Origin of the sequence: Vibrio sp. ZF57 (assembly GCF_001691235.1) — a bacterium.
GTDB lineage: Bacteria > Pseudomonadota > Gammaproteobacteria > Enterobacterales > Vibrionaceae > Vibrio > Vibrio crassostreae_C.
In genome coordinates this window covers 43,502-67,170 of sequence record NZ_MAKD01000008.1, presented here as the reverse complement: position 1 = coordinate 67,170, position 23,669 = coordinate 43,502, and the positions used below count along the sequence as shown (strand labels likewise).

The 23,669-nt window shown below is 44.5% G+C and carries 26 protein-coding genes and 2 pseudogenes; 5 read left to right on the top strand and 23 right to left on the bottom strand.

The window, feature by feature from the left end; all coding sequences use genetic code 11:
- Positions 1 to 21: 21 nt before the first annotated feature.
- The 6 genes and pseudogenes from A6D97_RS00950 to A6D97_RS21925 all read right to left on the bottom strand — a co-directional run bounded on the left by A6D97_RS00950 (position 22) and on the right by A6D97_RS21925 (position 2,607).
- A complete protein-coding gene (locus A6D97_RS00950; protein ID WP_065583639.1) occupies positions 22 to 366 on the bottom strand; it encodes a hydroxylase in 345 nt (114 codons plus the stop codon).
- 88 nt (positions 367 to 454) lie between these two features.
- The gene (locus A6D97_RS00945) at positions 455 to 925 is read right to left on the bottom strand and encodes a GNAT family N-acetyltransferase (RefSeq protein WP_065583638.1); all 471 of its coding nucleotides are present in this window, start codon (positions 923 to 925) and stop codon (positions 455 to 457) included.
- A 36-nt stretch (positions 926 to 961) separates the two neighbouring features.
- Positions 962 to 1,261 carry a hypothetical protein gene (locus tag A6D97_RS00940; RefSeq protein WP_240492678.1) on the bottom strand — a complete coding sequence of 100 codons (300 nt, stop codon included), beginning with the start codon at positions 1,259 to 1,261 and terminating at the stop codon, positions 962 to 964.
- Between the two features lie 126 nt (positions 1,262 to 1,387).
- Positions 1,388 to 1,669, bottom strand: a pseudogene (locus A6D97_RS00935) (glyoxalase); the annotation flags it as partial.
- Positions 1,670 to 1,747: 78 nt separating this feature from the next.
- Complete coding sequence (locus tag A6D97_RS00930) at positions 1,748 to 2,464, bottom strand: pseudouridine synthase (RefSeq protein ID WP_346393664.1); 717 nt, start codon at positions 2,462 to 2,464, stop codon at positions 1,748 to 1,750.
- A complete protein-coding gene (locus A6D97_RS21925) occupies positions 2,446 to 2,607 on the bottom strand; it encodes a hypothetical protein (protein WP_017059212.1) in 162 nt (53 codons plus the stop codon). The genes A6D97_RS00930 and A6D97_RS21925 overlap by 19 nt, the downstream gene beginning before the upstream one ends.
- Before the next feature lie 209 nt (positions 2,608 to 2,816).
- Here A6D97_RS21925 and A6D97_RS00925 point away from each other — a divergent pair, with 209 nt between their 5' ends.
- Positions 2,817 to 3,218 carry a YkgJ family cysteine cluster protein gene (locus tag A6D97_RS00925; RefSeq protein WP_065583635.1) on the top strand — a complete coding sequence of 134 codons (402 nt, stop codon included), beginning with the start codon at positions 2,817 to 2,819 and terminating at the stop codon, positions 3,216 to 3,218.
- Positions 3,219 to 3,271: 53 nt separating this feature from the next.
- On the opposite strand, the gene A6D97_RS00920 is transcribed toward A6D97_RS00925, so the two are convergent.
- The 10 genes from A6D97_RS00920 to A6D97_RS00880 all read right to left on the bottom strand — a co-directional run bounded on the left by A6D97_RS00920 (position 3,272) and on the right by A6D97_RS00880 (position 11,054).
- On the bottom strand, positions 3,272 to 3,673 hold the full coding sequence (locus tag A6D97_RS00920; RefSeq protein WP_065583634.1) for an NUDIX domain-containing protein: 402 nt from the start codon (positions 3,671 to 3,673) through the stop codon (positions 3,272 to 3,274).
- Positions 3,674 to 3,901: 228 nt separating this feature from the next.
- A complete protein-coding gene (locus A6D97_RS00915; protein ID WP_017070707.1) occupies positions 3,902 to 4,282 on the bottom strand; it encodes an STAS/SEC14 domain-containing protein in 381 nt (126 codons plus the stop codon).
- Between the two features lie 121 nt (positions 4,283 to 4,403).
- Positions 4,404 to 4,898: an HAD family hydrolase gene (locus A6D97_RS00910; protein WP_065583633.1), complete on the bottom strand. Its 495-nt coding sequence runs from the start codon at positions 4,896 to 4,898 to the stop codon at positions 4,404 to 4,406.
- A gap of 130 nt (positions 4,899 to 5,028) precedes the next feature.
- Positions 5,029 to 5,493 carry an ASCH domain-containing protein gene (locus tag A6D97_RS00905; RefSeq protein ID WP_017059207.1) on the bottom strand — a complete coding sequence of 155 codons (465 nt, stop codon included), beginning with the start codon at positions 5,491 to 5,493 and terminating at the stop codon, positions 5,029 to 5,031.
- Positions 5,494 to 5,755: 262 nt separating this feature from the next.
- Positions 5,756 to 6,811: a glycerophosphodiester phosphodiesterase gene (gene glpQ / locus A6D97_RS00900; RefSeq protein WP_065583632.1), complete on the bottom strand. Its 1,056-nt coding sequence runs from the start codon at positions 6,809 to 6,811 to the stop codon at positions 5,756 to 5,758.
- Between the two features lie 77 nt (positions 6,812 to 6,888).
- Positions 6,889 to 8,262, bottom strand: a complete 1,374-nt coding sequence (gene glpT / locus A6D97_RS00895; RefSeq protein WP_029235174.1) for a glycerol-3-phosphate transporter — start codon at positions 8,260 to 8,262, stop codon at positions 6,889 to 6,891.
- Positions 8,263 to 8,767: 505 nt separating this feature from the next.
- Positions 8,768 to 9,022 (bottom strand): DUF3297 family protein, encoded by a 255-nt coding sequence (locus tag A6D97_RS00890; protein WP_017059204.1) that lies wholly within the window; start codon positions 9,020 to 9,022, stop codon positions 8,768 to 8,770.
- 242 nt (positions 9,023 to 9,264) lie between these two features.
- On the bottom strand, positions 9,265 to 9,699 hold the full coding sequence (locus A6D97_RS00885) for a GNAT family N-acetyltransferase (RefSeq protein WP_017059203.1): 435 nt from the start codon (positions 9,697 to 9,699) through the stop codon (positions 9,265 to 9,267).
- A gap of 66 nt (positions 9,700 to 9,765) precedes the next feature.
- The gene (locus A6D97_RS22275; protein WP_017059202.1) at positions 9,766 to 9,900 is read right to left on the bottom strand and encodes a hypothetical protein; all 135 of its coding nucleotides are present in this window, start codon (positions 9,898 to 9,900) and stop codon (positions 9,766 to 9,768) included.
- A 23-nt stretch (positions 9,901 to 9,923) separates the two neighbouring features.
- On the bottom strand, positions 9,924 to 11,054 hold the full coding sequence (locus A6D97_RS00880) for a PcfJ domain-containing protein (RefSeq protein ID WP_017059201.1): 1,131 nt from the start codon (positions 11,052 to 11,054) through the stop codon (positions 9,924 to 9,926).
- A 235-nt stretch (positions 11,055 to 11,289) separates the two neighbouring features.
- Between A6D97_RS00880 and A6D97_RS00875 the strand changes: the two genes are divergently transcribed.
- From A6D97_RS00875 to A6D97_RS00860, 3 genes are all read left to right on the top strand, one after another.
- Positions 11,290 to 11,712 (top strand): universal stress protein, encoded by a 423-nt coding sequence (locus A6D97_RS00875; protein ID WP_065583631.1) that lies wholly within the window; start codon positions 11,290 to 11,292, stop codon positions 11,710 to 11,712.
- Between the two features lie 293 nt (positions 11,713 to 12,005).
- Positions 12,006 to 13,577, top strand: a complete 1,572-nt coding sequence (locus A6D97_RS00865; RefSeq protein WP_065583630.1) for a cryptochrome/photolyase family protein — start codon at positions 12,006 to 12,008, stop codon at positions 13,575 to 13,577.
- Positions 13,577 to 14,317 (top strand): SDR family oxidoreductase, encoded by a 741-nt coding sequence (locus A6D97_RS00860; RefSeq protein WP_065583629.1) that lies wholly within the window; start codon positions 13,577 to 13,579, stop codon positions 14,315 to 14,317. Before A6D97_RS00865 ends, A6D97_RS00860 begins: the two co-directional genes overlap by 1 nt.
- A 147-nt stretch (positions 14,318 to 14,464) precedes the next feature.
- Here A6D97_RS00860 and A6D97_RS00855 read toward each other — a convergent pair whose 3' ends face one another.
- The 7 genes and pseudogenes from A6D97_RS00855 to A6D97_RS00835 form a co-directional block, all read right to left on the bottom strand.
- A complete protein-coding gene (locus A6D97_RS00855; RefSeq protein ID WP_029235559.1) occupies positions 14,465 to 15,349 on the bottom strand; it encodes a PA4780 family RIO1-like protein kinase in 885 nt (294 codons plus the stop codon).
- Between the two features lie 93 nt (positions 15,350 to 15,442).
- Entirely contained in the window at positions 15,443 to 15,586 is a 144-nt protein-coding gene (locus A6D97_RS21320; RefSeq protein ID WP_017078065.1) for a DUF2256 domain-containing protein, read from the bottom strand.
- A 361-nt stretch (positions 15,587 to 15,947) separates the two neighbouring features.
- Positions 15,948 to 19,664, bottom strand: coding sequence for an AAA family ATPase (locus tag A6D97_RS00850; RefSeq protein WP_065583628.1), 3,717 nt, complete (start codon positions 19,662 to 19,664; stop codon positions 15,948 to 15,950).
- Between the two features lie 4 nt (positions 19,665 to 19,668).
- A complete protein-coding gene (sbcD, locus tag A6D97_RS00845; RefSeq protein WP_065583627.1) occupies positions 19,669 to 20,922 on the bottom strand; it encodes an exonuclease subunit SbcD in 1,254 nt (417 codons plus the stop codon).
- Between the two features lie 213 nt (positions 20,923 to 21,135).
- A pseudogene (locus tag A6D97_RS22140) lies at positions 21,136 to 21,309 on the bottom strand (porin family protein); the annotation flags it as partial.
- A 13-nt stretch (positions 21,310 to 21,322) separates the two neighbouring features.
- The gene (locus tag A6D97_RS00840; RefSeq protein WP_017059193.1) at positions 21,323 to 21,919 is read right to left on the bottom strand and encodes a LysE/ArgO family amino acid transporter; all 597 of its coding nucleotides are present in this window, start codon (positions 21,917 to 21,919) and stop codon (positions 21,323 to 21,325) included.
- Between the two features lie 14 nt (positions 21,920 to 21,933).
- Complete coding sequence (locus A6D97_RS00835; RefSeq protein WP_065583626.1) at positions 21,934 to 22,458, bottom strand: GNAT family N-acetyltransferase; 525 nt, start codon at positions 22,456 to 22,458, stop codon at positions 21,934 to 21,936.
- 459 nt (positions 22,459 to 22,917) lie between these two features.
- Here A6D97_RS00835 and A6D97_RS00830 point away from each other — a divergent pair, with 459 nt between their 5' ends.
- Positions 22,918 to 23,661, top strand: coding sequence for a class I SAM-dependent methyltransferase (locus A6D97_RS00830; RefSeq protein WP_029235856.1), 744 nt, complete (start codon positions 22,918 to 22,920; stop codon positions 23,659 to 23,661).
- Positions 23,662 to 23,669: the final 8 nt, after the last annotated feature.

The window sequence follows — 23,669 nt, the reverse complement described above, 5'->3', positions numbered from 1 at the left end:
AATCAAAAAGGTATACATCATTTATAATTGCCAGAACCCGAGCTCGACGCCACCTTGAATAACAATGGCACACATGCCGTGACGTGGTAACTCCATTGGCGGCACCACGACTTCGGCACCTAGTTTCTCGGCTGCATTTACTGCAGACTGAATATCCTCAACCAGCGTGTAATGACGAACAGTTGGGTTTTCAGTTTCACGAAGCGGTGCTCGAATGCCAATTACCCCACCATTAGATAGCTTTGCAGTGCGCGCCCCACCAAGGTTCACATCAGCACCACTGAACTTCACATTGTAAAGCTGAGCGTATGTTGCATAAACAATATCGACATCTGGGGTAACCACTTCAAGATATTGAACCTTCATCAAATTTCCTTTTCGTGTTCTTTAAGATTCTCAACCTGCATACGGCTGTGCAGGTGTTTCTCATCAATAATTAATCGGTTTAATATTACTAAGCGATTTGACCGCGCATGATAAATTGCGGGCCTGCTGCGCCACCTAAATACTGTTCATTGGTATCTTCGAAGCCGCCTTTCTTATAACAGTTGAATGCTGCGGGATTTTTGCAATTCACGGTTAAGTAAATCGACTCACACGCTGAGTAGTTCGCTTTTAAATACGGAAACAAAGCTTTGACCGTGCCAGTTCCTAAACCTTTACCTTGCTGGTTTTTATCAAGCACAAAAGCTCTTAGCCCAATGCTTCCTTTAGGGCAAAACTCATAAGAATCTGCGTAAGCGATATCCAGCTTAAAGAAACCAACAACTTCGTTATTAGACTTAATCACGTGCAAGTGCGTCGTTTCACTGCCGTCTAATAAAAACTCTGCAGCTGTGCCAGCGAACTTGACCTGTTCGTCGGCGAGTTGGATGGCCTGAACTAACGCCAAATGGGATTCTTCAAGCCTTTCGATAGTTATCATTGTTGTTCCTTCTGTATAACACGCACGAAAAACCGACTAGAGCTCATCGCTAGTGTCTCGAGAACCGTAGTTTGGGAAGTTGATATTAAGAACGTTATCGTCCTCAAGCGTGAATAGAACACTTCCATTCTCTACACCGGTATCGTTCCTATCTGAACAACCTAGAAACAACTCCCAATCAAACGAATATTGAACTCGATATTGATTCGCATTGATGTGTAGAACGTCTTTGATTTTAATGCCGTTCACCACATGTGCCATATCATCGATGTATGACAGATCAGGGATTAACTTTTCTTCGAAATCACTCTTATGCTCGGTTAAGAAATTGAGCAGTTCAGAACATAACTCGGAGCCATGAACCTATGGTTTAGACAGACTAGAAAACAACATTTCTAAATACTCCAAGGATTGTTTTGATATTGGGAAGATACGCGCGAGTCTGTTACAAATTCAAGCTCAATCGGAAACGGTAACTTCAAACTCCGACACTACATTAGAGTTTTGGATGTGTTGATACCAACTTTTTACGTCTTCAACCAGCAAGTGCATCATGTAATTGTGACAGTGCGCAGGTTCATAAAAGTTTTGCAGAAGGAACGCACAACTGCCGTGTCGTAGGTAGGCGATATCGTGAAATTCAGACATCACTTCGAAGCCGATTGACTGGTAAAAACGCTTAGATAAATCGAAGTCTTTCGCGGGCACGAAAGACTTAATTTCTGAGACTTTGAGGTTTTCCATCCTACATCCTTATAGTGCTGATATTCTGGTCCTGACACGCTTAACGCTTTAAGTGGTTACGGCGTTTATTCCGAGCTCTTATTCATAGCCTTGCTGAAATGAGTCGACTTCGGCTTTAGTTAGATAACGCCACTGACCTGCTTCAACATCTAAACGAACATCACCAATCTGCTCACGGTGTAGTCCAACAACTCGATTCCCTACCGCAGCAAACATTCGTTTTACTTGATGAAACTTACCTTCTGTAATGGTCAACAGCACTTCTTTACTGGTAATCACTTCGAGTTCTGCCGGACGCGTCAGTTTTTGTTCGCCCTGCAATTGAATGCCCGCTTTGAACTTGTCAGCGACATCATCTTTGATATCTCGTGACAATGTCACGCGATATACCTTCTTACATGACTTGGTTGGCAGAGTGATGTTGAATGACCATCGCCCATCATCGGTAATCAAGACTAAGCCTGTGGTGTCGGCATCTAAGCGCCCTGCGATGTGCAGTTCTGATGCTTTGTCTATCTCGATGTAGTTGAACAGTGAAGGATAAACTTCATCGACATTAGAACAGATAGTACCCGCAGGCTTGTGCATTAAGAGGTATCGAAATTCACGCAATTTAAGCGGCATGCCATTAAACAAGATGGCGTTGGTTTCATGAACCTGAGTCGATTCATCGGTGACTGTTTCACTGTTTACGTTCACCTCGCCATTATGGATGCGTTCAATCGCTTCAGGCTTGGTTAGGTCAGTGCTTTTACATAGGTATTTATCAAGGCGCATTAATCGTCGGCACCACATTTAGCACAAGGCTTGTAAGTTCGTTCACCTTGCTCGATAACCACATAGTCACCAACGCACTTGTCACATAAAGCGAGCTTTGGGTAAGCCTCTTTTTGTTTCTTTGCGTTAATGTTGCCTTCGGTGGTGTATACGGTTCTCATTTTGATGCCTTTGCTTGAATAACGTGAGAGGCGCAAATTGTATCACTGTTTACAGCTTTGATTGGAGTGGTGGTGCATAGATAAATTGATTTTAAGCGCCGTCATTCCATGTTCTCGCCCCGTAACGGCTTAACCATGAACAACAAAGTCAACGTGCCACGCCTATCAGTGGTAAAATGATAAAAGCTCACCAACCAATGAAGTCACTAATGAAAAATTGTAATCAATGCGGGAAATGCTGTATCAAATACGGAGATGGTGACCTTGCCGCAACGCAAGAAGAGATTGATTTGTGGGAGTTGTTCAATCCAGACATCTTTGAATATGTTCGAGGAAGCGAGATCTGGTTCGACCCTGAATCAGGCGAACGTTTAACTCGCTGCCCTTTTCTAGAGCTAGTTCCGACGAAAGACACCAAGGCTCAAGCCAAGTACACATGCAGCATTTACTTAGACCGACCAGAAGATTGCCGACACTATCCAAGCCTGATTAATGAGATGGTACGAGATGATTGTGAAATGATTGAGGTGGTGGATTTACAAGACACGAAGAAAGCTCAAAGGAAACTCGACCTGTTGATGAAAGACAGCCGCCCTTCAAGCTATTCGTAAGCGATGATCTTTTGAAGATCAATCTTCAGTATTAGCTAGTAGCCGCTAAAACCTTAAGACAAATACTGGTTCGCTTCTAACCAATCAAGCGCAACCAGTGCCGCCAATGAGCATACCGCTCTGTCGTTGCCATCAACAAACTTAAGCTCTTCGATTTCGGCATCTGGAGACAGTTCACCAGTATAATCAGCAAGGTAACAAGTCAATTGCACTGATACGCCTTCCGCTTTGCCATCAGCTTGGCCTGTAAAGGTCTCAACGTATTTGATGGAATCAGGCATTAAATCTACTGAGATCTCTTCTTTTATTTCGCGAACCAGTGCTTGCTCGTCACTTTCGCCAGCTTCACGCTTACCACCCGGTAGGTAGAACAGTTCTTTGCCTTTTGATCTCACCATCAACAACTTGCCGTCTTTGATGAATATCCAAGCCAGCTTATCAATTACCTTATTCATGTTCTTAGGCCTCATTTCTGTTTTAGTTTTCGTTATTACTGAATCTAGCCACACCATTAGTCGCGACCAAACAAAGCCTGGGTATGTTACACGCTGGAAGGAATATACTCTATTGAATCGAATAGGAAATATCATCGCCAAAACGAAAAATGACAGCGTTCGAGACAATGCTCGTTAACCGTCATTAGCGTTGTTTACGGATTGCTCTCTAGCTGTCCGTAGATAGAATCAATCGACTAGCCACTTAAGCGCAGAGTCGTGGTCTTCGAATGACTTAATCTCACCCGACACAAACCAACTGCCGACTTTTGATGCCATTTCTTGCCAGCTTTTATCACCATATATCGCGATTTTGTCTATCTTCGAATTGAGCTCTAATCCAAGTTTAAAATCGTCCCAAGCAGCACGTAACTCCCAACCCGTTAAGGTGGAGATGTCGACCAGCATCTTGAGTTCAGATGAATCGAGTTCTTCTAGCGTGGTATTTAGAATTGGCATCATTGCTTGATAGTCATCGTGTGTAAGCTTGCCTTTCGCTTTAAACACAACGATGGTTTCACCGCTAACACGTTCAATTCCAACCGATATTCCATGACGTTCGATACTCATAACCTAGCCCTCATAGTAGAAACTAGAGTTAGCTTAGAGGATTAAACAGCAAAGAGATGAGAGGTTTACGTCAAAACGGACAAGCGCTTTATCTGAACTTAATATCAGAGAGTTAATCGCGCTACTCCAACAGTTCGCTTAGGGATTGAACTTGTACGATACCTGGATGCTGTGACTTAAGCTCAGCACCTTCCGTGTTCAACCACACCGCTTGCAAACCCGCTTCAAGTGCTGGGTAAATGTCTTTCTCTAGAGTGTCGCCTACCATGGTGATCTCTTGTGGTGAAACACCGAGCTTAGAAATAATGGCAGGATAGAACCCCGACTCGAACTTAGAAAAGCCAATGCTCGCCTTACAAAAGTAACCCAAGATATATTGAGACAGGCCAACACGCTCAAAGGCTCGAATGATGTCGTCTTTACTGGAATCACCAGCATTGGTAGCAACATAAACTAGATGAGTTTTCGACAACTCCCCCAGTAATGCACGAGCACCACTCACTTCTTGTACGGTTTCCCAGTCACACATCTTCCCTTGTGCGTCTGGCAAATCGACCATCAGCGTATTGCCCCAGTCGAATAAGACTATTTCTGTTAATTCGATTAGCTTTGTCATCTTGCCTCCTGCATACGATGAATTATCTAATGTTTAAGCGAGCCTATAAAAACTTCTCGGACGGTTAGGCTCATTATGGACAACCTTGTTACTGTTTATGGAGCACGATCTTCTAAACACAAAATACCCTTTATTGATAAACCACTTTGAAACGCTCCAACATAAGTAACATGTCTTCACTTGGTGAGATCTTGAGCTCTTCACATTCACGAGAGAAGAAGTTCCAGTGAGCTTCTTTCCACCATTCGAGTGTTTTGTCACCCTCGCCTTCGGCAGCAGCAAACTCCGCCGTCACTTCGTTATATTTGCACTGTGAGACTGAAGTGATCTCTACAATGCAAACTGGCTTGCCATCCCAGTCAGTGACGACTTGCAAGTGACCAACTACTGGTCTCGTCTCGCCTTCATGGCTGTACCAATATTCAAGGCTGCAAGACGCTTGTTTTTCACCCTTGAGAATTAACTGGGCGCAGAGGTTGGCGTTGTATTCATCAGCACAGTAATAGTCGGCACTAAAAGAGGTGTATTGCGAAGCAACGTCTGCTGGTAATGTGTTGAGGTAGCTATCAAGATAAGCTTTGCTTCTTTCTTCCATGATCTTTCCAAATTCAATATCAGGTTGAGCCGATAAACACTTATAGATTAAGCATCTGGCTGCATTGGGAGTAACCTATCAAGTCAGGTTATAGCTGTAAACCGAGTGAATATCAAAATGTGGGCTGAGAAAGAAGAATATAGGTAGGATTTCGAGGCCAGTACAAGGAGGTCCAAAAAGTGAAAGAAGAACCAAAAGCACCTTTAGTCGGTGCTTTTGGCTCTTAGTATCTCGTTACTAATAGCTCGTAACTGACGGGGTATTAACGGTTCAAGAAGTCGACCGCTTTGTCTGGGAAGTCGGTAAACACACCATCAACTTTGACTTGGTTGTAGAAGACATCCAACATGCCATCAAAGTTATCAGCATAAGCTGGGATTCTTCCTGGGTCAGCACGGAACGTGTACGGGTGAACATCTAAGCCCGCGTCTTTTGCTGACTTCATTAACGGTTTAATAATGATGTTATCTTTGGTCGATGCATCGTCCACCAACATTGGCTTCCAAGGGCCTATTCCTTCCGCATAAGACGCCACTTTTTCCATGCCACCAGCTTCAAACATCCAGTCGTAACTGTACGGCGTTGCTTTGTCACCTTGGTAGGTCATGGTTTCATTCCAATCTGTATAGGCCATCAACTGAACGAGCTTAAGATCCATTTCCATCACTGGCATGAGCTCATCGTTAATGCGTTGAAGTTCATTGGCGTCAAAACACTGCAAATACACTTTGTCGTCTTTCGATAGGTAACCATATTGATGCAAGGTCGCAAGTACCGCTTTGGAGATGTCTTTGCCTTCGTGACGATGGAACCAAGGTGCTTTAATTTCAGGATAGATGCCCACGTCATAACCTAAGGTCTTATTTAGGCCTTGGATCAGCTCGATTTCTTCCGCAAAGGTAGCGACACGGAAATCAGACTGCCACATTGGGAAGCGCGTTGGGTACCCTGCCACTCTGTTGCCTTGTTCATCTAACTTAAAGCCTTCGGTCACCTTTAATGATTTGATCTCAGCGAGCGTAAAATCAATCGCGTAGTAACGGCCATCTGAACGAGCACGTGTTGGAAAGCGATCCGCGACATCGGTGACTCGGTCTAGATAATGATCATGCAAAACCACCAATTGGTCGTCTTTGGTCATCACGACATCTTGTTCGATGTAGTCGGGTTTCATCGCATAAGCGAGCGCTTTAGCGGGTAAAGTGTGTTCAGGTAAATAACCTGAAGCGCCGCGATGCGCAATCACTAAAGGGTCGGCGAACGCATTTGCAGATAAGCTTAGTGCTAATAAGGTCAGAGACAGTGACGTTGTTTTCATTATTGTTTCCCTTGATAAAACAGAAGCAGGATATACCTGCCTCTGTTGTTATTTATAGATGTGATTCAGTAAATACACTACTGAGCTAGCGCTTCTCTCTCTCGTTCGAGATCTTTTTGTTTATGGTGCGCACGCTCACCTAAGAAGGCGTAAAGCAGACAGATGATTGAAGCCACACAAGCGCCGACCAAAATAATGAAGCCGCCATCCCAGCCGTAATGGTCAACCATAAAGCCGAGTATTGCGTTCGCAGCAACCGCGCCACCTAAGTAACCAAACAAACCCGTTAGACCAGCCGCTGTACCTGCAGCTTTCTTAGGTGCAAGTTCCAGTGCATACAAACCGATCAGCATTACAGGACCATAGATAAGGAAACCAATCGCAACCAGTGCCAACATATCAACCGTTGGGTTACCCGCAGGGTTCAGCCAATATACCAACACAGCGACTGTCACTAGAACCATGAACAAGATACCTGCAGGTGCACGTCGGCCTTTGAATAACTTATCTGAAATCCAACCACACAATAAGGTGCCAGGGATACCTGCCCACTCATACAAGAAGTAAGCCCAAGATGATTTATCTACAGAGAAGTCTTTTGCTTCTTTTAAGTAAACTGGAGCCCAATCGAGTACGCCATAGCGGATAAGGTAAACAAACGCATTGGCAATAGCGATTGACCACAACAGTTTGTTAGAGAAAACGTACTTAAAGAAGATCTCTTTCGCCGTCATTTCTTTCTCATGAGACGTATCGTAGTCGTCTGGGTAATCGTCTTTATGTTCTTCAATCGGTGGTAAGCCGCAAGATTGAGGTGTATCTCTTACAGTAAACCAAACAAAGACAGCAACGAGAGTGGCAAAAAATGCAGGAACATAAAAAGCGGTTCGCCAATCGTCGTTAAAAGCCCACAGCCCCAACAAGAACATTGGGCCAATCAAACCGCCACCCACGTTGTGAGCAACGTTCCATACTGACACTATCTCACCACGTTCTTTTCGTGACCACCAGTGGACCATGGTTCGTCCACAAGCTGGCCAACCCATACCTTGGAACCAACCATTCAAGAACAGCAGGATAAACATCGCAGTGATGCTGCCTGTTGCCCAAGGCATAAAGCCAAAGCAGAACATCACCAGTGCCGACATTAACAAGCCACCGCTGAGGAAGTATCGAGGATTAGAACGGTCAGAAACACTGCCCATTAAGAACTTAGATAAGCCGTAAGCGATAGATACCGCCGCTAATGCAACCCCTAGTTCTCCACGGCTAAAACCTTGTTCAATGAGATAAGGCATCGCCAAACTAAAGTTTTTACGGACTAAGTAGTACCCCGCATAGCCAACGAAGATGCCAAGAAACAGTTGCCATCGTAGTCGTGTGTAGGTGCTATCGATCTTATCTGATGACAAGCGATCGATATGCGCCATAGGTTTGAATATTCCAAACATAGGAACCTCATAATTATTGGGCGAAGGAAGAAATTAAACGCTCGAACGAAAAAATTTAGCGCTCATTCGAAATCAAGGGAATTGTATGTGCTTCAGGATTAATTTCTGTGACAGAGGTAGTTATTGACAAAAAATAACTTTAAATACAGCATATTAGTTTCATTTAATTAGACTGTGCTTCATATTTTTGTTTGTATCTGTTTAATTAAACATCAGAACTTTCGAGTACGAATAAATCCAAAAAGAGCGAGCGAACATAAATCAACCAACAACAACTTTGTTATTACTGCGAATGCATAGTGAATAACAACAATTTTGGTTGAATCTGTGGAGTTATGAAGGTGGTTTGGGCTATTGGTTAAAGAAGTTCGCTAAAATCAATGCAAACAAAAAGGGTCTAGATTTCTCTAGACCCTTTTAGGTAATAACGCTTGGTGGCTTGATGTTGGCTAATTAAGCAAACATTAGCTAATTACTCGAAGTATTAGCTAGCCACACGACATGATTATGCGTCGATGTAAAAAGCTTCTACAGTGCCTTTTAGAGTAATAAGCATTGGCTGACCAAAACGATCTAGCGCTTTTGGAGAAGGGATCTTAACCCAACCTTCGCTGATGCAGTATTCTTCAACATCAGTACGCTCTTTACCATTTAGACGAATGCCGATTGGGTATTCGAAACACTCAGCAACGTGGTGTGGGCTGCGTGGGTTGCCTGCAAGATGATCTGGTAAAGCTGGTCTTGAATTAGTATCGCTCATGTTCATTACCTGTATGTACGTAAATAAAAAAAGTGCGTCATTCTAGTCAATATAGGCTTTGTGCTCAACAACTGCTGCAATAAATCGTCTTGATCGTTTTAATCAACAGCTAGTTGTTTGATTTAAAGGCGATATCGGCATGAGTTTCAACGAAAATTTAACAGGTTTATGCATTATGGATGAAAGGGAGAAATTCATTACTCGAACGGCAGATAAACTAATATCAGGCTTTTATTCCGAGCTTATCGATTAAGCTCAATACTCATCACTTTATGGTTCGGTTCTGATTCGATATTTACGATTGACCAACCTAGCCCTTGGTAGAGACCCATGATATTGGTGTACGCGTAGAGTTGAGTTTGCACTGCAGAAGAAACCTGTCTGACACCACGATTAATCAGTTCACTGGCAATGCCTTGACCGCGCCATTGAGGGTCGACAAACACAGCGTTGATCCACACTACATCACGAACTTGGTGAGGTTCTTGAAAATAGGAATACGCCAAGCCACCAATGACCACATTATCGCGAAGTACTGTTATTACTGGAGGGAGTTGTACGTTTTCTTTATATGTATCTTTAAACTTGAAATCAGACCATTCACTTTGAAATAAGCCCTCTAACTCATGCCAATAAGGTGAGTTTTCATCGCAATTTCTAAAGATTACTTTCTGCATTTTTCCGTCCTTTTAAAGAGAGTAATTCGGCTATCCTAGCCTTGTTTAATCTAAGTGTAGGTAAAGCTACTCTTCTTCGTCGTAATCGTCTGCTGGGTCTTGATTAATTTCTTCGCCGCATCCTAGGCATTCACCTTGCAGATCCGTAGGCATCACAATAATCAAACCACAATGAGGGCAAAGATCGCCTTGTTGAAACATCCTGTATTCCTTCTACTTAATGGCTATTGCTTAGGATATTTTTGCTTACTCGCTTCTAGCCAGTCGTGAATCACTTGGCGAGCGGATTCCGACGGAGGTGCATTTCGTTTTCCGCAGATTTGGTCTATTTCAAAAGGAAATGCTTTGCTCGGGACACGGCGTAAACCTATGGTTAAACGCTGAGGCTTGAGCATGCGGAACACCACATAACGATCGCTCATGATTCGGTTGTGATACACGCCAATACAGTGCTTCTGCTCGATGCCTTCGTGTTCAAGGTCGTAATAATCCGTGAGCGGATGAATGTTGTCATTGCCAAGTAAAGGAACGGGATAAGGGATGTCTTTATCCATTGGGCAGTTACCCTCCAAACGACGTAATTGGCGTTGCTCCGTCCAGCGGTCATGCAGTTGCTCAAACATCGCAAAAGAGTTCTGACTGGTAATCGCACGCAGTGGATCATCCATCTCCAAATCTTGCCCTAACAATATCGCATCTTGGAACATCGCCATCTTCGACGGTGCATTAAGTCTACCCTCTTCCACCATTGCAATCCCTAATCGGCTGCCAGTTAGAAATGGATGAACTTGGTCCAAACGCAGGGCTGTGTATCCAACTTTTGAGTAATGCTTAAACTTAAGGACTCGTCTTTGCAGCGGTTCGAGAATACGAACAATGTGGTCGAGTTCATCACCAACATTGTAATGAAGCTCTAGCTTGTCGATGAATTTGAGTGTCGCCTTGCTGCCGTCTAAGCCCAACTTGGTAAGGATCTTCTTCTGCCCTAAGCGACTTAGTGCCAGTGCTTTCTTGTTGTCGACACTGTATTTCATGCAGATCAAAGCCAAAATAACAGGCCTTAATTCAAGCAATTGCGCGGCTTCATAAGTATTCGCAGCAAGCCACAACATCTGGTATTGGTATTCTGGAAAGTCGTCGGTGATTTCACGATAACGCGCAGGTAATGAATTTAGCCAACGACCATTCACGTCAAACTGTTCAACAAGGTTGAGGCTCAGCCCAATGCCTCCATCAAGCGGTCGTCTACCATCTTCAAACACATGAAAGCCGACGAGCTTTTGAGACCAGTCTCGGATCTCAATATCGTAGTCGAAACCTAATGTTCGAGTGGGAATGGTTAGTAGTGCTGTCATTGATGCCTCTTCGTGATTGGCGCATTGAACTATCAAGCCTATCTAACAGCATAAGCTAGCGCTTCAACCACTATATCAACCTTTTGTAAATTTCTTACCAATCAAAGCGATATAAATACGATAGTGCTTAGAAGAACATTGAATGATGATTTTACGGAATATGAGATCTCTTCGATATCATTTGCGTCAACAGAAACTATGCTTGTTACATAACTCACAACAAGAGGCTTTAATTATGGATTACCGACATATTCTGGTCGCACTTGAACTGTCTGACGACACCAAGATTCTCATTGATAGAGCGACCTTCTTCGCTGATAAACTGGAGGCTGGCATTTCATTTGTTTATATCGATGGTACGCATGGAGAAATTTATCCAGAGCTCGTTGATATTCAGGGAAATGACGGTGATTTACCCATCAATGAAGATGCCGTTAAGCATTTGAAAGAGTTTGAAGCCTACGCCAAGCACCCAATCAAGCACATTTTCGTGGGAACGGGTGATTTGAACGATAAGCTCAAAAATGCCATCGAAGCCAACGGCGTTGACCTATTGCTATGCGGCCATCACCATGATTTTTGGCATAAGCTCATCTCCCATTCTAAACACATCATCGATACTTCCCCTATCGATATTCTCGTTGTTCCAATGGAATAGAAGCTCCAGTTCGACACTCAAAAATAACCGGCATTGCCAACCTCTATCGGTATTATTGGTTGGCTTGATATCCTCTTCAACACACTCATCCTGATCGAAATCTCCTATTTCCCACTTAGAGTAGTCATTTGTGATCTTGTCAGCCTATCAACTCGTAAGCGTCTAATAATTAACAAATCACGTCATTTCGATTTGAATCAACGTACTGAAATGTACGACCCAGACCATGCCTTCATCAATCAATGGACAGGCGGTAACGCAGTCACAACAAGCCTCACAAACCAGGACGCATTATGAAATTTAAAACGGTACGACTTGTATTAGGTGACCAACTCAACATTGAGCATTCATGGTTTAGACAGGTTAACGATGACGTTATTTACATCATTGCTGAGCTAAAACAAGAAACAGATTATGTTACCTCTCACGTTCAAAAAGTGGCCGCGTTTTTCTGTGCGATGGGTTACTTCGCTAACGAACTCAAAGAACAAGGTCATCAAGTACTACACCTTACTCTTGACGACACAACGCAATTTGAAAACCTAGACACACTTCTAAAGCACTATGTACACGAATTCGGCGCAGAGAAATTCGAATATCAAAGGCCAGATGAATATCGCCTTTTAGAGCAGATGAACAAGCTCAAGCTCACCAATGCGACCAAAGGTTGTTGTGATACAGAACACTTCCTCTTTCCATTCGAAGAGATCGAACAACAGTTTCCGAAAGACAAACACATCATGATGGAGCACTTCTATCGCCGAATGAGAAAGCGTTTCGACATTTTGCTAGAAGACGGAAAGCCCGTTGGCGGAAAATGGAATTACGACGCGAACAATCGAAATAAGCTCAAGAAACAAGACATCGAAAACCTACCTCAGCCGCTGATGTTTACCAATGATATAACCGACATTTTGCAACGTATCGAACGTCACCAAGTACAAACCATTGGTCAAGTCGGTAACCAGTTACTATGGCCGGTGAACCGCGCACAAAGCTTGTCTCTACTCGCTCATTTCTGCCAAGTCTGCTTGCCGTTATTTGGGCAGTTTCAAGATGCGATGACGACAGAGCACGACTCTAAATGGAGCTTGTATCATAGCCGTATATCGTTCTCGCTGAACAGTAAACTGCTGAGCCCTAAAGAAGTGATTGATGCAGCACTGTCGGCCTACCAAGCATCCTGTCTTCGAGACAGCTCACCAGATAAGCCAAGCATCGATATTGCACAGGTCGAAGGATTTGTACGCCAAATACTGGGGTGGCGAGAGTACATACGCGCCGTCTATTGGGCAAACATGCCTGCTTACGCCAACAAAAACCATTACTCAGCACATAATAACCTGCCCCATTACTTTTGGGACGGACAAACCAAGATGAACTGCATGAAGCATGCGATTGACCAGTCTCTTGAGTTTGCTTACGCGCACCACATCCAAAGGTTAATGATCACTGGCAACTTCTGTTTAATCACGGGTATAGACCCTGACCAAGTCGACAGTTGGTACCTCGGTATTTACGTCGACGCGATTGAGTGGGTTGAAATGCCAAATACGCGAGGTATGGCACTGTTTGCGGATGGCGGGATCGTAGGAACCAAACCATACTCTGCCAGCGGTTCCTATATCAACCGCATGAGTGACTACTGCAAAGGCTGTCACTACAAGATAAAAGAACGCAGCGGCGAGCAATCTTGCCCTTTCAATAGCTTGTATTGGCGCTTTATGGACCAGCACCGCGATGCGTTAAACCGCAACCCACGTATGGGCATGTTATATCGCTCTTGGGACAACATGGATGAGCAATCACAACAAGCGATTCTCGATACTGCTGAACAACGAATCACAAACTTGGAGAACTTATAATGGTGGAGCAACTCAGATTACACATATTGGTGGTCGGTGGGAGCGGCGGTATTGGTTTCGCTGTGGTTAAACACCTATTATCTGAGCTCTCTCGGTTTGATTTTCTTGATGTGCATGTAGACGCGACTTACCACTCTCAACAGCCGGAACTAGAAAACAATCGCTTGAGCTGGCACAAAGTCGACGCCACCGACGAAGCTGATATTAAGCGCTTGAGTTCTGAGTTTGAACAACTTGATTGGCTGATCAACTGCGTGGGTATGCTCCACACTCCAGATCTTGGACCGGAAAAGAACTTGTCGTCCATCGACCCTGAGTTTTTCCTCAAAAACATCTCTGTGAATACCCTGCCCAGCTTGTTATTAGCAAAACACTTCACGCCGATACTTAAAGCGAGCGACAATCCAAAGTTTGCTGTGGTATCCGCAAAGGTTGGCAGTATTTCAGACAACAGATTAGGGGGTTGGTATAGCTACCGCTCATCGAAAGCAGCCCTAAATATGTTCATCAAAACCATGTCGATCGAATGGCAACGCACCATTAAGAAAGGCACCGTGTTGGCTCTGCACCCGGGCACGACAGACACAGCTCTGTCGAAGCCTTTTCAGACCAATGTCCCTGAAGGTAAGTTGTTTGAGTCAAGCTATGTCGCCCATCAGTTGGTCGATATTATTCGCACTGCCACACCGGATAACAGTGGGCACTTCTACGCTTACGATGGTGAACAGTTAAATTGGTAGTTGATACGAGTGTCCGTCTTTCATTAGTGCTAAAAAAGAAAACCCAACAGAGTTGAAGCTCCATTGGGTTTTTATTTAGAAAGAACGCCTCTGTTTTAAAAGGCGTTTGGTTGATATCTAGCTAAAGATCAAAACTGATCATCACGATTATTCAGCCCAATTGAACTTAGTATCGTCAACACCTTCTTTCTCTTCTTTAGCTCGCTCGCGTCGATGTTGTTCTTCAATTCGCGCAGCGTCTATCTCTTGCATGATGGCTTCGATATCAGCCAAGTCGTCGGTTTCCGTAAACTCACCCGTCAGTTTGCTGTCTGGCTTCAAGTCGCCTTTCTCGTACAGCGCCCACATTTCCTTGGCATACTCGGTTTTTGCCAGTTCAGGAGCAAACTGAGCGTAATAGTCACGGATGTTATTGATGTCACGAGCCAGCATCCACTCAGCGTTGTTGTTAGCCGAAGCGTCAACCGCTTGTGGTAGGTCGATAATTACTGGACCGTACTCATCCACCAATACGTTGAACTCAGACAAGTCACCATGGATCAAACCAACACACAGCATTTTAACTACGTAAGTCATCATCACGGCGTGGTCTTCGATCGCTTGCTCTGCTGACATCACCACATCGTTCAAACGTGGTGCAACGTAACCCTCATCGTCAGTGACCAGCTCCATAAGCAGTACGCCATCAAAGCAACCATAAGGGACAGGCACACGAACACCCGCTTCTGCCAGTTTATATAAGGCATCCACTTCAGCACTTTGCCAAACCTTTTCTTGTTGTTCACGACCAAAGCCAGAGCCTTTTTCCATCGCTCGTGCACGGCGGCTATTCCGGACTTTTCGGCCTTCACGATACGCGGTCGCTTTTTTAAAGCTGCGTTGGCTAATTTCCTTATATACCTTGGCACAACGGATCGTATCGCCGCAGCGCACAATGTACACCGATGCTTCTTTGCCACTCATGAGTTGGCTTGTCACCTCGTCGACTAAACCATCGTCAACTAAAGGCTGTATTCTTTTAGGTATCTTCATGCCGCCTTTATACATCACTTATCTTACAGATAGAAATATTAACTTGAGAAATGAATGACGAAACTATTAACGTGTTCTAAAAACGAACAGAAATTACGCCAAAGTTGGCTTATGACGACGACAACGTTCAGAACAGTAAATCACGTCATCCCAACAACGTTGCCACTTTTTACGCCATGAGAAAGGCTTTTGGCAAATAGGACATGTCTTAGTTGGTAAATGGGGCTTCTTGTGCATGGCCGTTTCCTTTTTGATGAGTCCACTTCCTGCGTTTGCCAGAGAATCCTTATTACGCTCGATTCTCGCTTCAGGGAATGACGAAGGTAATACGACTAACCCCAAATTCCCTATTACGTTCGTACCTCACTTTCGGAAATGAAGAAAGTAATACCAACAAGCCCAGATTCCCTATTACGCTCGTGCCTCGCTTTAGGGAATGACGGCTGCCTTTTATTCGATCCTGACATTAAGGGATGACGGCGAAGTGATTAATGACAACTTCCGACTCCGTCATCCTCGAGAAGGAGGAACGACTGAGTCGGGGATCTGCTTAATCCAGCCCTGTTTCGATTTCTGCGCTGATGAATATGACTAGAAGCTAAGCAACAACCTTGTACTGTTTCTCCATCTCACTCACACCTAAGCCAGAGTGTTTTGTTACTTTAAGCTGAACAGGCACTCGCTCTTTCAGTGCTTCAACGTGACTAATGACGCCAATCATCTTGCCTGATGCATTCAAGTTATCGAGCGCGTTTAGGGCAATGTCTAATGTGTCGCTATCCAACGTGCCGAAACCTTCATCCAAGAACAAAGAATCAATACTGGTTTTGTAGCTCACAAGATCAGAAAGCGCTAATGCCAACGCCAAGCTCACCAAGAAGCTTTCGCCACCGGATAACGTCTTGGTATCACGCATCACATCGCCCTGCCATGTGTCGAGCACTTGCAATTCTAAGCCATCATCGGCTTTGCGTTTAAGTTCGTAACGACCATGCAAACGCTGTAGCTGCTTGTTCGCCAAGTACACCAAGTTTTCCAACGTTAAACCTTGGGCAAACTTACGGAATTTATCGCCGTTCTTAGAGCCGATAAGTGAGTTCAGACGTGAAATATCATCAAACTCGACTTGTTGCTCGTCGATCTGCTTAAACAGATCTTGCTGATTGCTGCGGTTCTGGCTATCCGTTTCAAGATTGGCAGAAATTGCGCCGATCTTGGTTGCATGGCTTTGTTGTGCGTTTTGACACTCAGTCGTCGCTTCTTCAACTTGCTGTTGGTTTTGCTCTTGCCATGCTTTCGCATTTTCGTGATTTAGTAGCTCCACTTTCGTCGTTTTGGCGGTGTTCAACCTTGCTTGCGCACTGACAATCGATTCGTCTAAAGACTTCTTCAGGCTTTGAAGTTGAGTTCTAACCTCTTCATCCAACAACGCCGCTTCAAAATTCACCTCATCTTCGAATGGGCTAGCTTTCAGTGCATCTAACCAAGCATTCAACGCTTGTGTGTGACTGAACTGCTTGCTGACTAGCTCGTCCGAGAAACCAGTGTGTTTGGTTTGCTCGGTTCGATGTTCAAGTTCGCTGCGGTTAAGCACTAACTGCGCGGCATCAAATGCATTTACTGCTTCAGTGACTCTTTGCTTCATCGCATTGCTGGTGGCTTGAATGTCTTTGTCACCAAACAACTCTGTTCTTTCAGCCGTTACACGAGTGAGTTCTGACACTAAAGACTCACTCTCTTGCGTCAGTGTCGCGAGCTCTTTCTCAACACTGCTTAGCTTGTCGTCTAACGTTTTCAATTCGGCATTTTGAGTAATCAGTTGCTTCTCAATATCGGCCTGTTGCTGTTTGGTTTGCTGCCATGTGCTTGATGCTTGCGATTTCGCAGTAAACCAATCATCGATATGCTCAAGTTCAGGTGCTTCGATAGAAGTTTGAACAATGCTCTCTTTCAAAGCGTTCCATTGCTGGCCTTTCGCTTGAGCTATTTGAGTCACTTGCTCGTTTGCGACTTGGTTTTGCTTATTCAAATCAGCTAAGCGTTGCTCGGCCAACTCGAGATTAGACTGCGCCTTGTCAGCCATAACACTTACAGACAGGCGTTGTTTCTCAGCTTCAGCGTAATGCGCTTTAGCATCACCCAACGCTTTGAGTTGCTGCGCGCTCTGACTTAGTTGAAGTTCACACTGCTGAGCAAAGGTCGCGACTGTAGCTTCATTGCCTAAATCGTTAATCGTTAGCAGTGCCAGTTCAGGAGCCGTGCCAACGAAATCCGATAAGCTCTGTTGAAGCTTGCCGACAACGCCTTGCCAATTCAGCTGAGCTTGTTGAATATCCGCTTGCGCACGTTGAATGTCATCGTTAAGCGCCACAATCACAAGGGTAAGAGAATCTAACTGCTGACGATGCTCTTGGCCTTCTTTTTTGATAGCCGCTAGCTCTAGGTTTTCCCTATCTTTTTGAGCAACCAAATTTGCAATATCTTGCGACTGCTCAATCGAATGGTCTGTTGAACCACACAGTGGGCACTCAGATCCAGATTCCAGAGCTGCACGGTATTTTGCTAATTCGCCCTCTTGATCAATCAAACGCGTTAATCGCTCAAGCGAAGTCTCTTTCTCTTTATATCGCTCCACCAGCACTTCACGTTCTTTCGAAAGCTTGTCGACCAACTGAATGTTAGTTTGATGTGCCTGTGTTTTTGCATGCAGCTGTTGCTGGGCATTTAGGAAACCACGGTTGATCTCAAGTAATGAGTGCGTATTGCGATTCCAGTACTCCAACAGATCTTTTTGCGCATTCAATACTTGTTCGCTGATGTTGCCTTGCAATGCTTCCCACTGTTGCTTTGCACTACTCTCTAGCACAACCAATTCACTTAAAGTTTTGTCTTGCGTTGCTTTAGCTTCTTGCGCAGATTTGATGATCGTTTGCTGTGCATCAACCGCACACAAAGCTTGCTTCGCTGAGTTTAGTTGTTCTGCATGTTGACGCTCTAAAGTACGAACTTGCTCAACTTTGGCTTGCCATTGACCTAGGTATTTTTCCAGATGTTGGTCAGCTTGATGTGTATTTAAATACTCAGTGCTGAGTTGATCTTGTTGCTTCAGTGCATCTGTTTTTTGGACTAAAACGACTTGTTGATTACGCTGCTGCGTATGTTGCTCGTTTAGCGTATTTGCTGCATTAACGGCCGCAGTTTGCTTATCTTTGAGTACGGCAATTTGGTTATCTAGCGGACGGACAAGATCGATGATCTTCTCTTGTTCTTGTTGCTCGGTTTTAACCTGTTCGACAATTGCACTGCTTTGAGTCAGTTTAGTTTGCGCGTCTTTCTTCTCTGCATCACGAACAGCAAGTAACTTGGTGCTGTTATCTAAGTGAGCTTGAGTGGTGTTCACCTCTTGTTCGCAACGCTTTAAATCTTTGTGCATTGGGCGCAGCTTTTCAGCTGGTGCACTGTTTGCCAAACGCTCTAGTGCAGGTTGGTTTCGGTCTAGTTCATCTTGAGCTGTTTTAAGATCGTGATCACTGGCCGCAATAGTTTGCTCAGCTTTGGTCACGTCTTTCCACCAGCTTAGATGCGCTTGCCACTCTTTTAATTGCTCGGCTAAACGCTTCTGCTCGGCTTCTAGCGTTTCACGCTCTGCGGTCAGCGCTTGGATTTGCTCTTCAGACAGTAAGCTCACACCTTCTGCTTTCGCTTTAAGGTGATTAAGCGACTCTTCACTCGACTTGAAATGATCGTAGATGCGCTCAGAGATCAGGCTATAGACTTCTGTGCCCGTCAGCTCTTCAAGTAGCTCGGCACGGTCGTTTGCATTGGCATTTAAGAACGCTGCAAATTCACCCTGAGACAACATGATGGATTTAGTGAAGCGTGAGAAATCGAGCCCTGTAACCTGCTCCACCAGCTTGGTCTTCTTGGTCAACATGGTCTCTAAGACTTTGTCGGTGTCCGAATCGGCAAACTCGCACGTTGGCGTTTGCAATGCGCCATCGTGTTTTCCACGCGCTCGCTTTTGGTGGAAATTAGATCGGTACGTTTTACCTTGAACTTCAAATTCCAGTTCAGCAAAACACTCGCCCGTACCACGAGTCATTAATTCATTATTACCTTTAGCAATGCTTTTCAAACGCGGTGTGCGATGGAAAAGTGCCAAGCAAATCGCATCAAGAATGGTGGTTTTACCCGCCCCAGTTGGACCAGTAATTGCGAACAGACCGTTTTCTGCAAACGGCGATTGGGTAAAATCGAGCTTCCAGCGCCCTTTCAAAGAGTTCAGGTTTTCAAATTCTAGGCTTAAAATCTTCATACGATTACTCTTCTACTTTATTGGGCGCTTGAGCGCTTTCAGACACTTCGACCATCACTTGTTTGAACTTCACCGTCATGCGCTCTAAACGCGCTTTTTCAGAATCGGTTTCAAACTCTTCTAAGGCAATACGCTTCGTAAACACGTCCATCGGGCTCAGTTCAGATAAGGTCTCTGCCGACTCTTGCTCTAATGCTTGATTACGACGCTCTCTTGCTCGGCGCAGTTGAAGTACTTCCACATTCAATCCTTCGGTCAGTGCGCGCATACGTTCTTGTAGATCCGACAAGTAATCTTGCGCTTGCACTTCTATCGATAACCATACGCTTTGGTCGCTATCTAAACCTATGTATTGGTTAAGCTGAGATTCGATCTCGCTCAAGTCGCCTTTGATTTCAGCTAGAGGTTGGAATGTGGGAACAGGCAGTTGAGAAATGGTGCGCTCACCTTCAACAAACTCAACCACACACACTTGTTTTTGAGACTTAAGTTCATCAAAACTTAGTGGGATTGGAGAGCCTGAATAACGAATGTATTCACGCTTTGCCACCACTTGTGGACGGTGGATATGACCAAGTGCAATATAGTCTGCGTCTGGGAAGCCATCAGCGGCAAAACCATCAAGGTTGCCGACATAGATGTCGCGTACCGAATCCGATTGTTGAACACCCATCGCCGTTAAATGACCCGTAGCGATAATCGGCATGTGCTCGCTGTTTTCAAACTCCGCACGTTTTTCTACAGCGGCATCATAAACACTTTGGTAGTGCTGTTTGATTGCATCGCCGAGTTGCTTCTGACGCTCAACGCCTGTGACGCCCGCCTGGCTGGTCAACACATCGCGAGGGCGAATAAAAGGAATAGCACAAACCAGCGCTTCTACATCGCCGTTCTTGCCTTTTAGTTCGACAACCTGAGTCGCATGATCTTCATTGGTATTAGGAATCACGTCTGCGCCCATGTATTTGAGCAGCTGTTGTGTCTCTTTTAGCACAGACACCGAATCGTGATTTCCACCTAACAACACCAGTTGACAGTCGATCTTGTTCGAGTCGACCACGAACTTGTTATACATCTCACGAGCGTAACTCGGCGGTGTGCTGGTATCGAAAATATCGCCAGCAACAATGATCGCGTCGATGTCGTGCTCTGTAACTTGCTCAAGTAACCATTGTAAGAACCGTTCATGTTCATTCTTACGGCTTTTATTGTAGAAGTTTTGGCCAAGGTGCCAATCGGACGTGTGAAGAATCTTCATTGCTGCTCACTGGAAGTCTGTAATACCTTTAATCTACCAAAATAGTCGAGATAATTCCCTTTTATAAGCTTGTGAAAACCAACTAATTTCAGGCTTTGGACCAACTCCGCCCATAGCGTGACCAATCGTTATTTTTGACATAAAAAAACCGCTCAACGTTAGAGCGGTTTTAGGTGTCCATAGCTTTAGCTTTAAGCTATTTCACAGAGGTCGTCAAAAATTGTACGAAGCGCCCAGAGTTACTGTGCTAAACGCTAAATCACGGCTTGCCAGTCTATTACCATTCGGGCCGAAGAATTCGATATTTACTGCATCTGCTTGTGAGATTAAACGTAAGGTTAGGCTTTCTACTGGCGTGTATTCAACACCTATACCAAAATGGAAGCCTAATTACGCGCAGCTAGACAATCAAAGATATTGCAATAGATGCCATGATCACGCCAACGACAAATTCCAACACCTTCCACGCTCTCGGGTTCTTAAACATTGGAGCCAAGAAGCGAGCGCCATATCCAAGTGAAAAGAAGAACACGAATGACGCCGATACCGCCCCAGCGCCAAACAACATTTGATCCGGTTGATATTGAGTTGAGATAGACCCCAGCAATACCACAGTATCCAAATACACATGCGGGTTAAGCCAAGTGAACGCCAAACACATCGCAATCGCTTTGGTTAATGAGTCTTTAGTTTCTGCCGTGGCTTCTAAGGCGTGGTTTTCGGTAAATGCTGATCGGAAGCTTAAGAATGAATAGACACCCAAAAAGATAGCGCCACCATAACGGGCGAACTGCTCAATTTGTGGGAACTGCTTAACGATTGCGCCAAAGCCCGTCACGCCAAAGCTAATCAGTAAGGCGTCAGAAATGGCACATACAGCACAAACTGCCAATACGTGTTGGTTCTTAAGCCCTTGCTTTAAAACAAACGCATTTTGAGAGCCAATCGCAAGAATCAGCGAAAGGCCAAGGGAGAAACCTGCAAAGTAAGTCGACATCTAAGGCTAGTCTCTTAACGCAACTCAATACTCATAAACTGGCTGTGCGGGTCTAACACATAATCAGCAAAGGGTTCACAGTATCCGAAGCCAAACTTTTCATACAGGTTACGCGCAGCCTTAAAGTAGTCTTCTGAGCCGGTCTCTAAGCTGATTGTTTGATACTGGCGAATGGCCGCTGTATCTAATACGTGTTGTAAAAGTTGGCTGGCAACACCTGACTTTCGTGCAAACTGTGAGGTCCTCATTGATTTGAGTTCAGCGTGTTGGGTATTTAGCTCTTTAATGGCAACACACCCAAGTAGTTGGCTGTCTTTCCAAGCACTGAAAAAAGTAATCTCTGGTGACTTGAGCCCATCTAGATCCAGTGCATGAACGCTTTCGGCTGGCGAAGTGGCGTACATATCAGCGAGGTGCTCTTCAAGTAATTCAATGACTTCCCCACCCGACAAGTCATCCACCTTAATTTCTATTGAAGCACTGCTTTCCAATGCTGTTCTATTTTCCATTGAACCCTGTGCATTTATTGCTGATGTCATTGTTTCAACTCTCCTTGTTTAGTTCGCTTATTTAGCTTGAGTGATTTGGTTTTTATCAACAGCCCACTTTCCTGAATTGTTTCCTTTTCAAGAACTCGGTTTGAATCAATAAAATTACTGATTAATCATAAAATTATAAATGTCACACTGGGTTTACCTAGATACCATATTTTTCCTATCTCGTCTCGTGATAAAAGCGTTCCGCAAAGCCCGTATGGTCGCTGCATTGAGGGAGCAACACCTGTTTTAGTTAACGAATAAGTAGTCAGGGCAAAGTGAATAGCGATGACACGCGTACTGATGTTGTTGGCAGCTTAAACATCCCTTTAAACGGTCTCATTTAAAACGACCATAAGTTAGAAAATAAAACGCTTTCATTGATCGAATATTTGATTGCGATTTTCCAATTTCGGTATATGATGCGCCACCCTAATTTTTCAGCTTATGCTGCAGGCAAATATGTCCGCCAACGCACTCTATACCGACCTATCCGGTTACTATGATTTAATGTGTGTAGATATTGACTACCAAGCGCAAAGTAACTGCGTACGTAGACTCCATCAAATCTTTGGAAATGAAGGAAAAACACACCTCGACTTAGCTTGTGGCACTGGCCCACACGTTCGTCATTTTATTGATTTCGGTTACCAAAGCGGTGGCCTAGATCTTAACAAGCCGATGTTAGATATCGCAGAAGTTCGCTGCCCGGAAGCCAAGTTCTCAGTACAAAACATGAGTAACTTTGAGGTCACGGAACCACTCGATCTTATCACTTGCTTCCTGTATTCCATCCATTACAACGATGGCCTTGAGAAGCTTAAAGAGTGTATTGAAAGTGTGCATCGTGCGTTAAAGCCAGAAGGTATTTTCTGTTTTAACGTGGTTGATAAAGACAAGATCAGCAACGACCTGTTTGTTAGACACACAACAAACCAAGACAAAGACGATTTCACGTTCCGTTCTGGTTGGTATTACTCTGGTCAGGGTGATAAGCAAGCGCTAAAGCTTAGCATCGAAAAGACGACTGCTGGTGAAACTCAAGTGTGGAATGATGAACACCCAATGGTGGCATTCTCGTTTAAAGAGTTAATCGAGATATTGAAGCCCTACTTCGAGGTTAATATCTTCGAGCACGATTACGACAAGCTGATTCCTTGGGATACTCAGTCCGGTAATGCGCTGATCACATGTGTCAAAATCTAGATTAATAG

What these genes read in the sequence shown, in the direction of transcription:
- A6D97_RS00950 (WP_065583639.1), bottom strand. Translation starts at nt 366, where the DNA reads ATGAAGGTTCAATATCTTGAAGTGGTTACCCCAGATGTCGATATTGTT.
- A6D97_RS00945 (WP_065583638.1), bottom strand. Translation starts at nt 925, where the DNA reads ATGATAACTATCGAAAGGCTTGAAGAATCCCATTTGGCGTTAGTTCAG.
- A6D97_RS00930 (WP_346393664.1), bottom strand. Translation starts at nt 2,464, where the DNA reads ATGTGGTGCCGACGATTAATGCGCCTTGATAAATACCTATGTAAAAGC.
- A6D97_RS21925 (WP_017059212.1), bottom strand. Translation starts at nt 2,607, where the DNA reads ATGAGAACCGTATACACCACCGAAGGCAACATTAACGCAAAGAAACAA.
- A6D97_RS00925 (WP_065583635.1), top strand. Translation starts at nt 2,817, where the DNA reads ATGAAAAATTGTAATCAATGCGGGAAATGCTGTATCAAATACGGAGAT.
- A6D97_RS00920 (WP_065583634.1), bottom strand. Translation starts at nt 3,673, where the DNA reads ATGAATAAGGTAATTGATAAGCTGGCTTGGATATTCATCAAAGACGGC.
- A6D97_RS00915 (WP_017070707.1), bottom strand. Translation starts at nt 4,282, where the DNA reads ATGAGTATCGAACGTCATGGAATATCGGTTGGAATTGAACGTGTTAGC.
- A6D97_RS00910 (WP_065583633.1), bottom strand. Translation starts at nt 4,898, where the DNA reads ATGACAAAGCTAATCGAATTAACAGAAATAGTCTTATTCGACTGGGGC.
- A6D97_RS00905 (WP_017059207.1), bottom strand. Translation starts at nt 5,493, where the DNA reads ATGGAAGAAAGAAGCAAAGCTTATCTTGATAGCTACCTCAACACATTA.
- glpQ (WP_065583632.1), bottom strand. Translation starts at nt 6,811, where the DNA reads ATGAAAACAACGTCACTGTCTCTGACCTTATTAGCACTAAGCTTATCT.
- glpT (WP_029235174.1), bottom strand. Translation starts at nt 8,262, where the DNA reads ATGTTTGGAATATTCAAACCTATGGCGCATATCGATCGCTTGTCATCA.
- A6D97_RS00890 (WP_017059204.1), bottom strand. Translation starts at nt 9,022, where the DNA reads ATGAGCGATACTAATTCAAGACCAGCTTTACCAGATCATCTTGCAGGC.
- A6D97_RS00885 (WP_017059203.1), bottom strand. Translation starts at nt 9,699, where the DNA reads ATGCAGAAAGTAATCTTTAGAAATTGCGATGAAAACTCACCTTATTGG.
- A6D97_RS22275 (WP_017059202.1), bottom strand. Translation starts at nt 9,900, where the DNA reads ATGTTTCAACAAGGCGATCTTTGCCCTCATTGTGGTTTGATTATTGTG.
- A6D97_RS00880 (WP_017059201.1), bottom strand. Translation starts at nt 11,054, where the DNA reads ATGACAGCACTACTAACCATTCCCACTCGAACATTAGGTTTCGACTAC.
- A6D97_RS00875 (WP_065583631.1), top strand. Translation starts at nt 11,290, where the DNA reads ATGGATTACCGACATATTCTGGTCGCACTTGAACTGTCTGACGACACC.
- A6D97_RS00865 (WP_065583630.1), top strand. Translation starts at nt 12,006, where the DNA reads ATGAAATTTAAAACGGTACGACTTGTATTAGGTGACCAACTCAACATT.
- A6D97_RS00860 (WP_065583629.1), top strand. Translation starts at nt 13,577, where the DNA reads ATGGTGGAGCAACTCAGATTACACATATTGGTGGTCGGTGGGAGCGGC.
- A6D97_RS00855 (WP_029235559.1), bottom strand. Translation starts at nt 15,349, where the DNA reads ATGAAGATACCTAAAAGAATACAGCCTTTAGTTGACGATGGTTTAGTC.
- A6D97_RS21320 (WP_017078065.1), bottom strand. Translation starts at nt 15,586, where the DNA reads ATGCACAAGAAGCCCCATTTACCAACTAAGACATGTCCTATTTGCCAA.
- A6D97_RS00850 (WP_065583628.1), bottom strand. Translation starts at nt 19,664, where the DNA reads ATGAAGATTTTAAGCCTAGAATTTGAAAACCTGAACTCTTTGAAAGGG.
- sbcD (WP_065583627.1), bottom strand. Translation starts at nt 20,922, where the DNA reads ATGAAGATTCTTCACACGTCCGATTGGCACCTTGGCCAAAACTTCTAC.
- A6D97_RS00840 (WP_017059193.1), bottom strand. Translation starts at nt 21,919, where the DNA reads ATGTCGACTTACTTTGCAGGTTTCTCCCTTGGCCTTTCGCTGATTCTT.
- A6D97_RS00835 (WP_065583626.1), bottom strand. Translation starts at nt 22,458, where the DNA reads ATGACATCAGCAATAAATGCACAGGGTTCAATGGAAAATAGAACAGCA.
- A6D97_RS00830 (WP_029235856.1), top strand. Translation starts at nt 22,918, where the DNA reads ATGTCCGCCAACGCACTCTATACCGACCTATCCGGTTACTATGATTTA.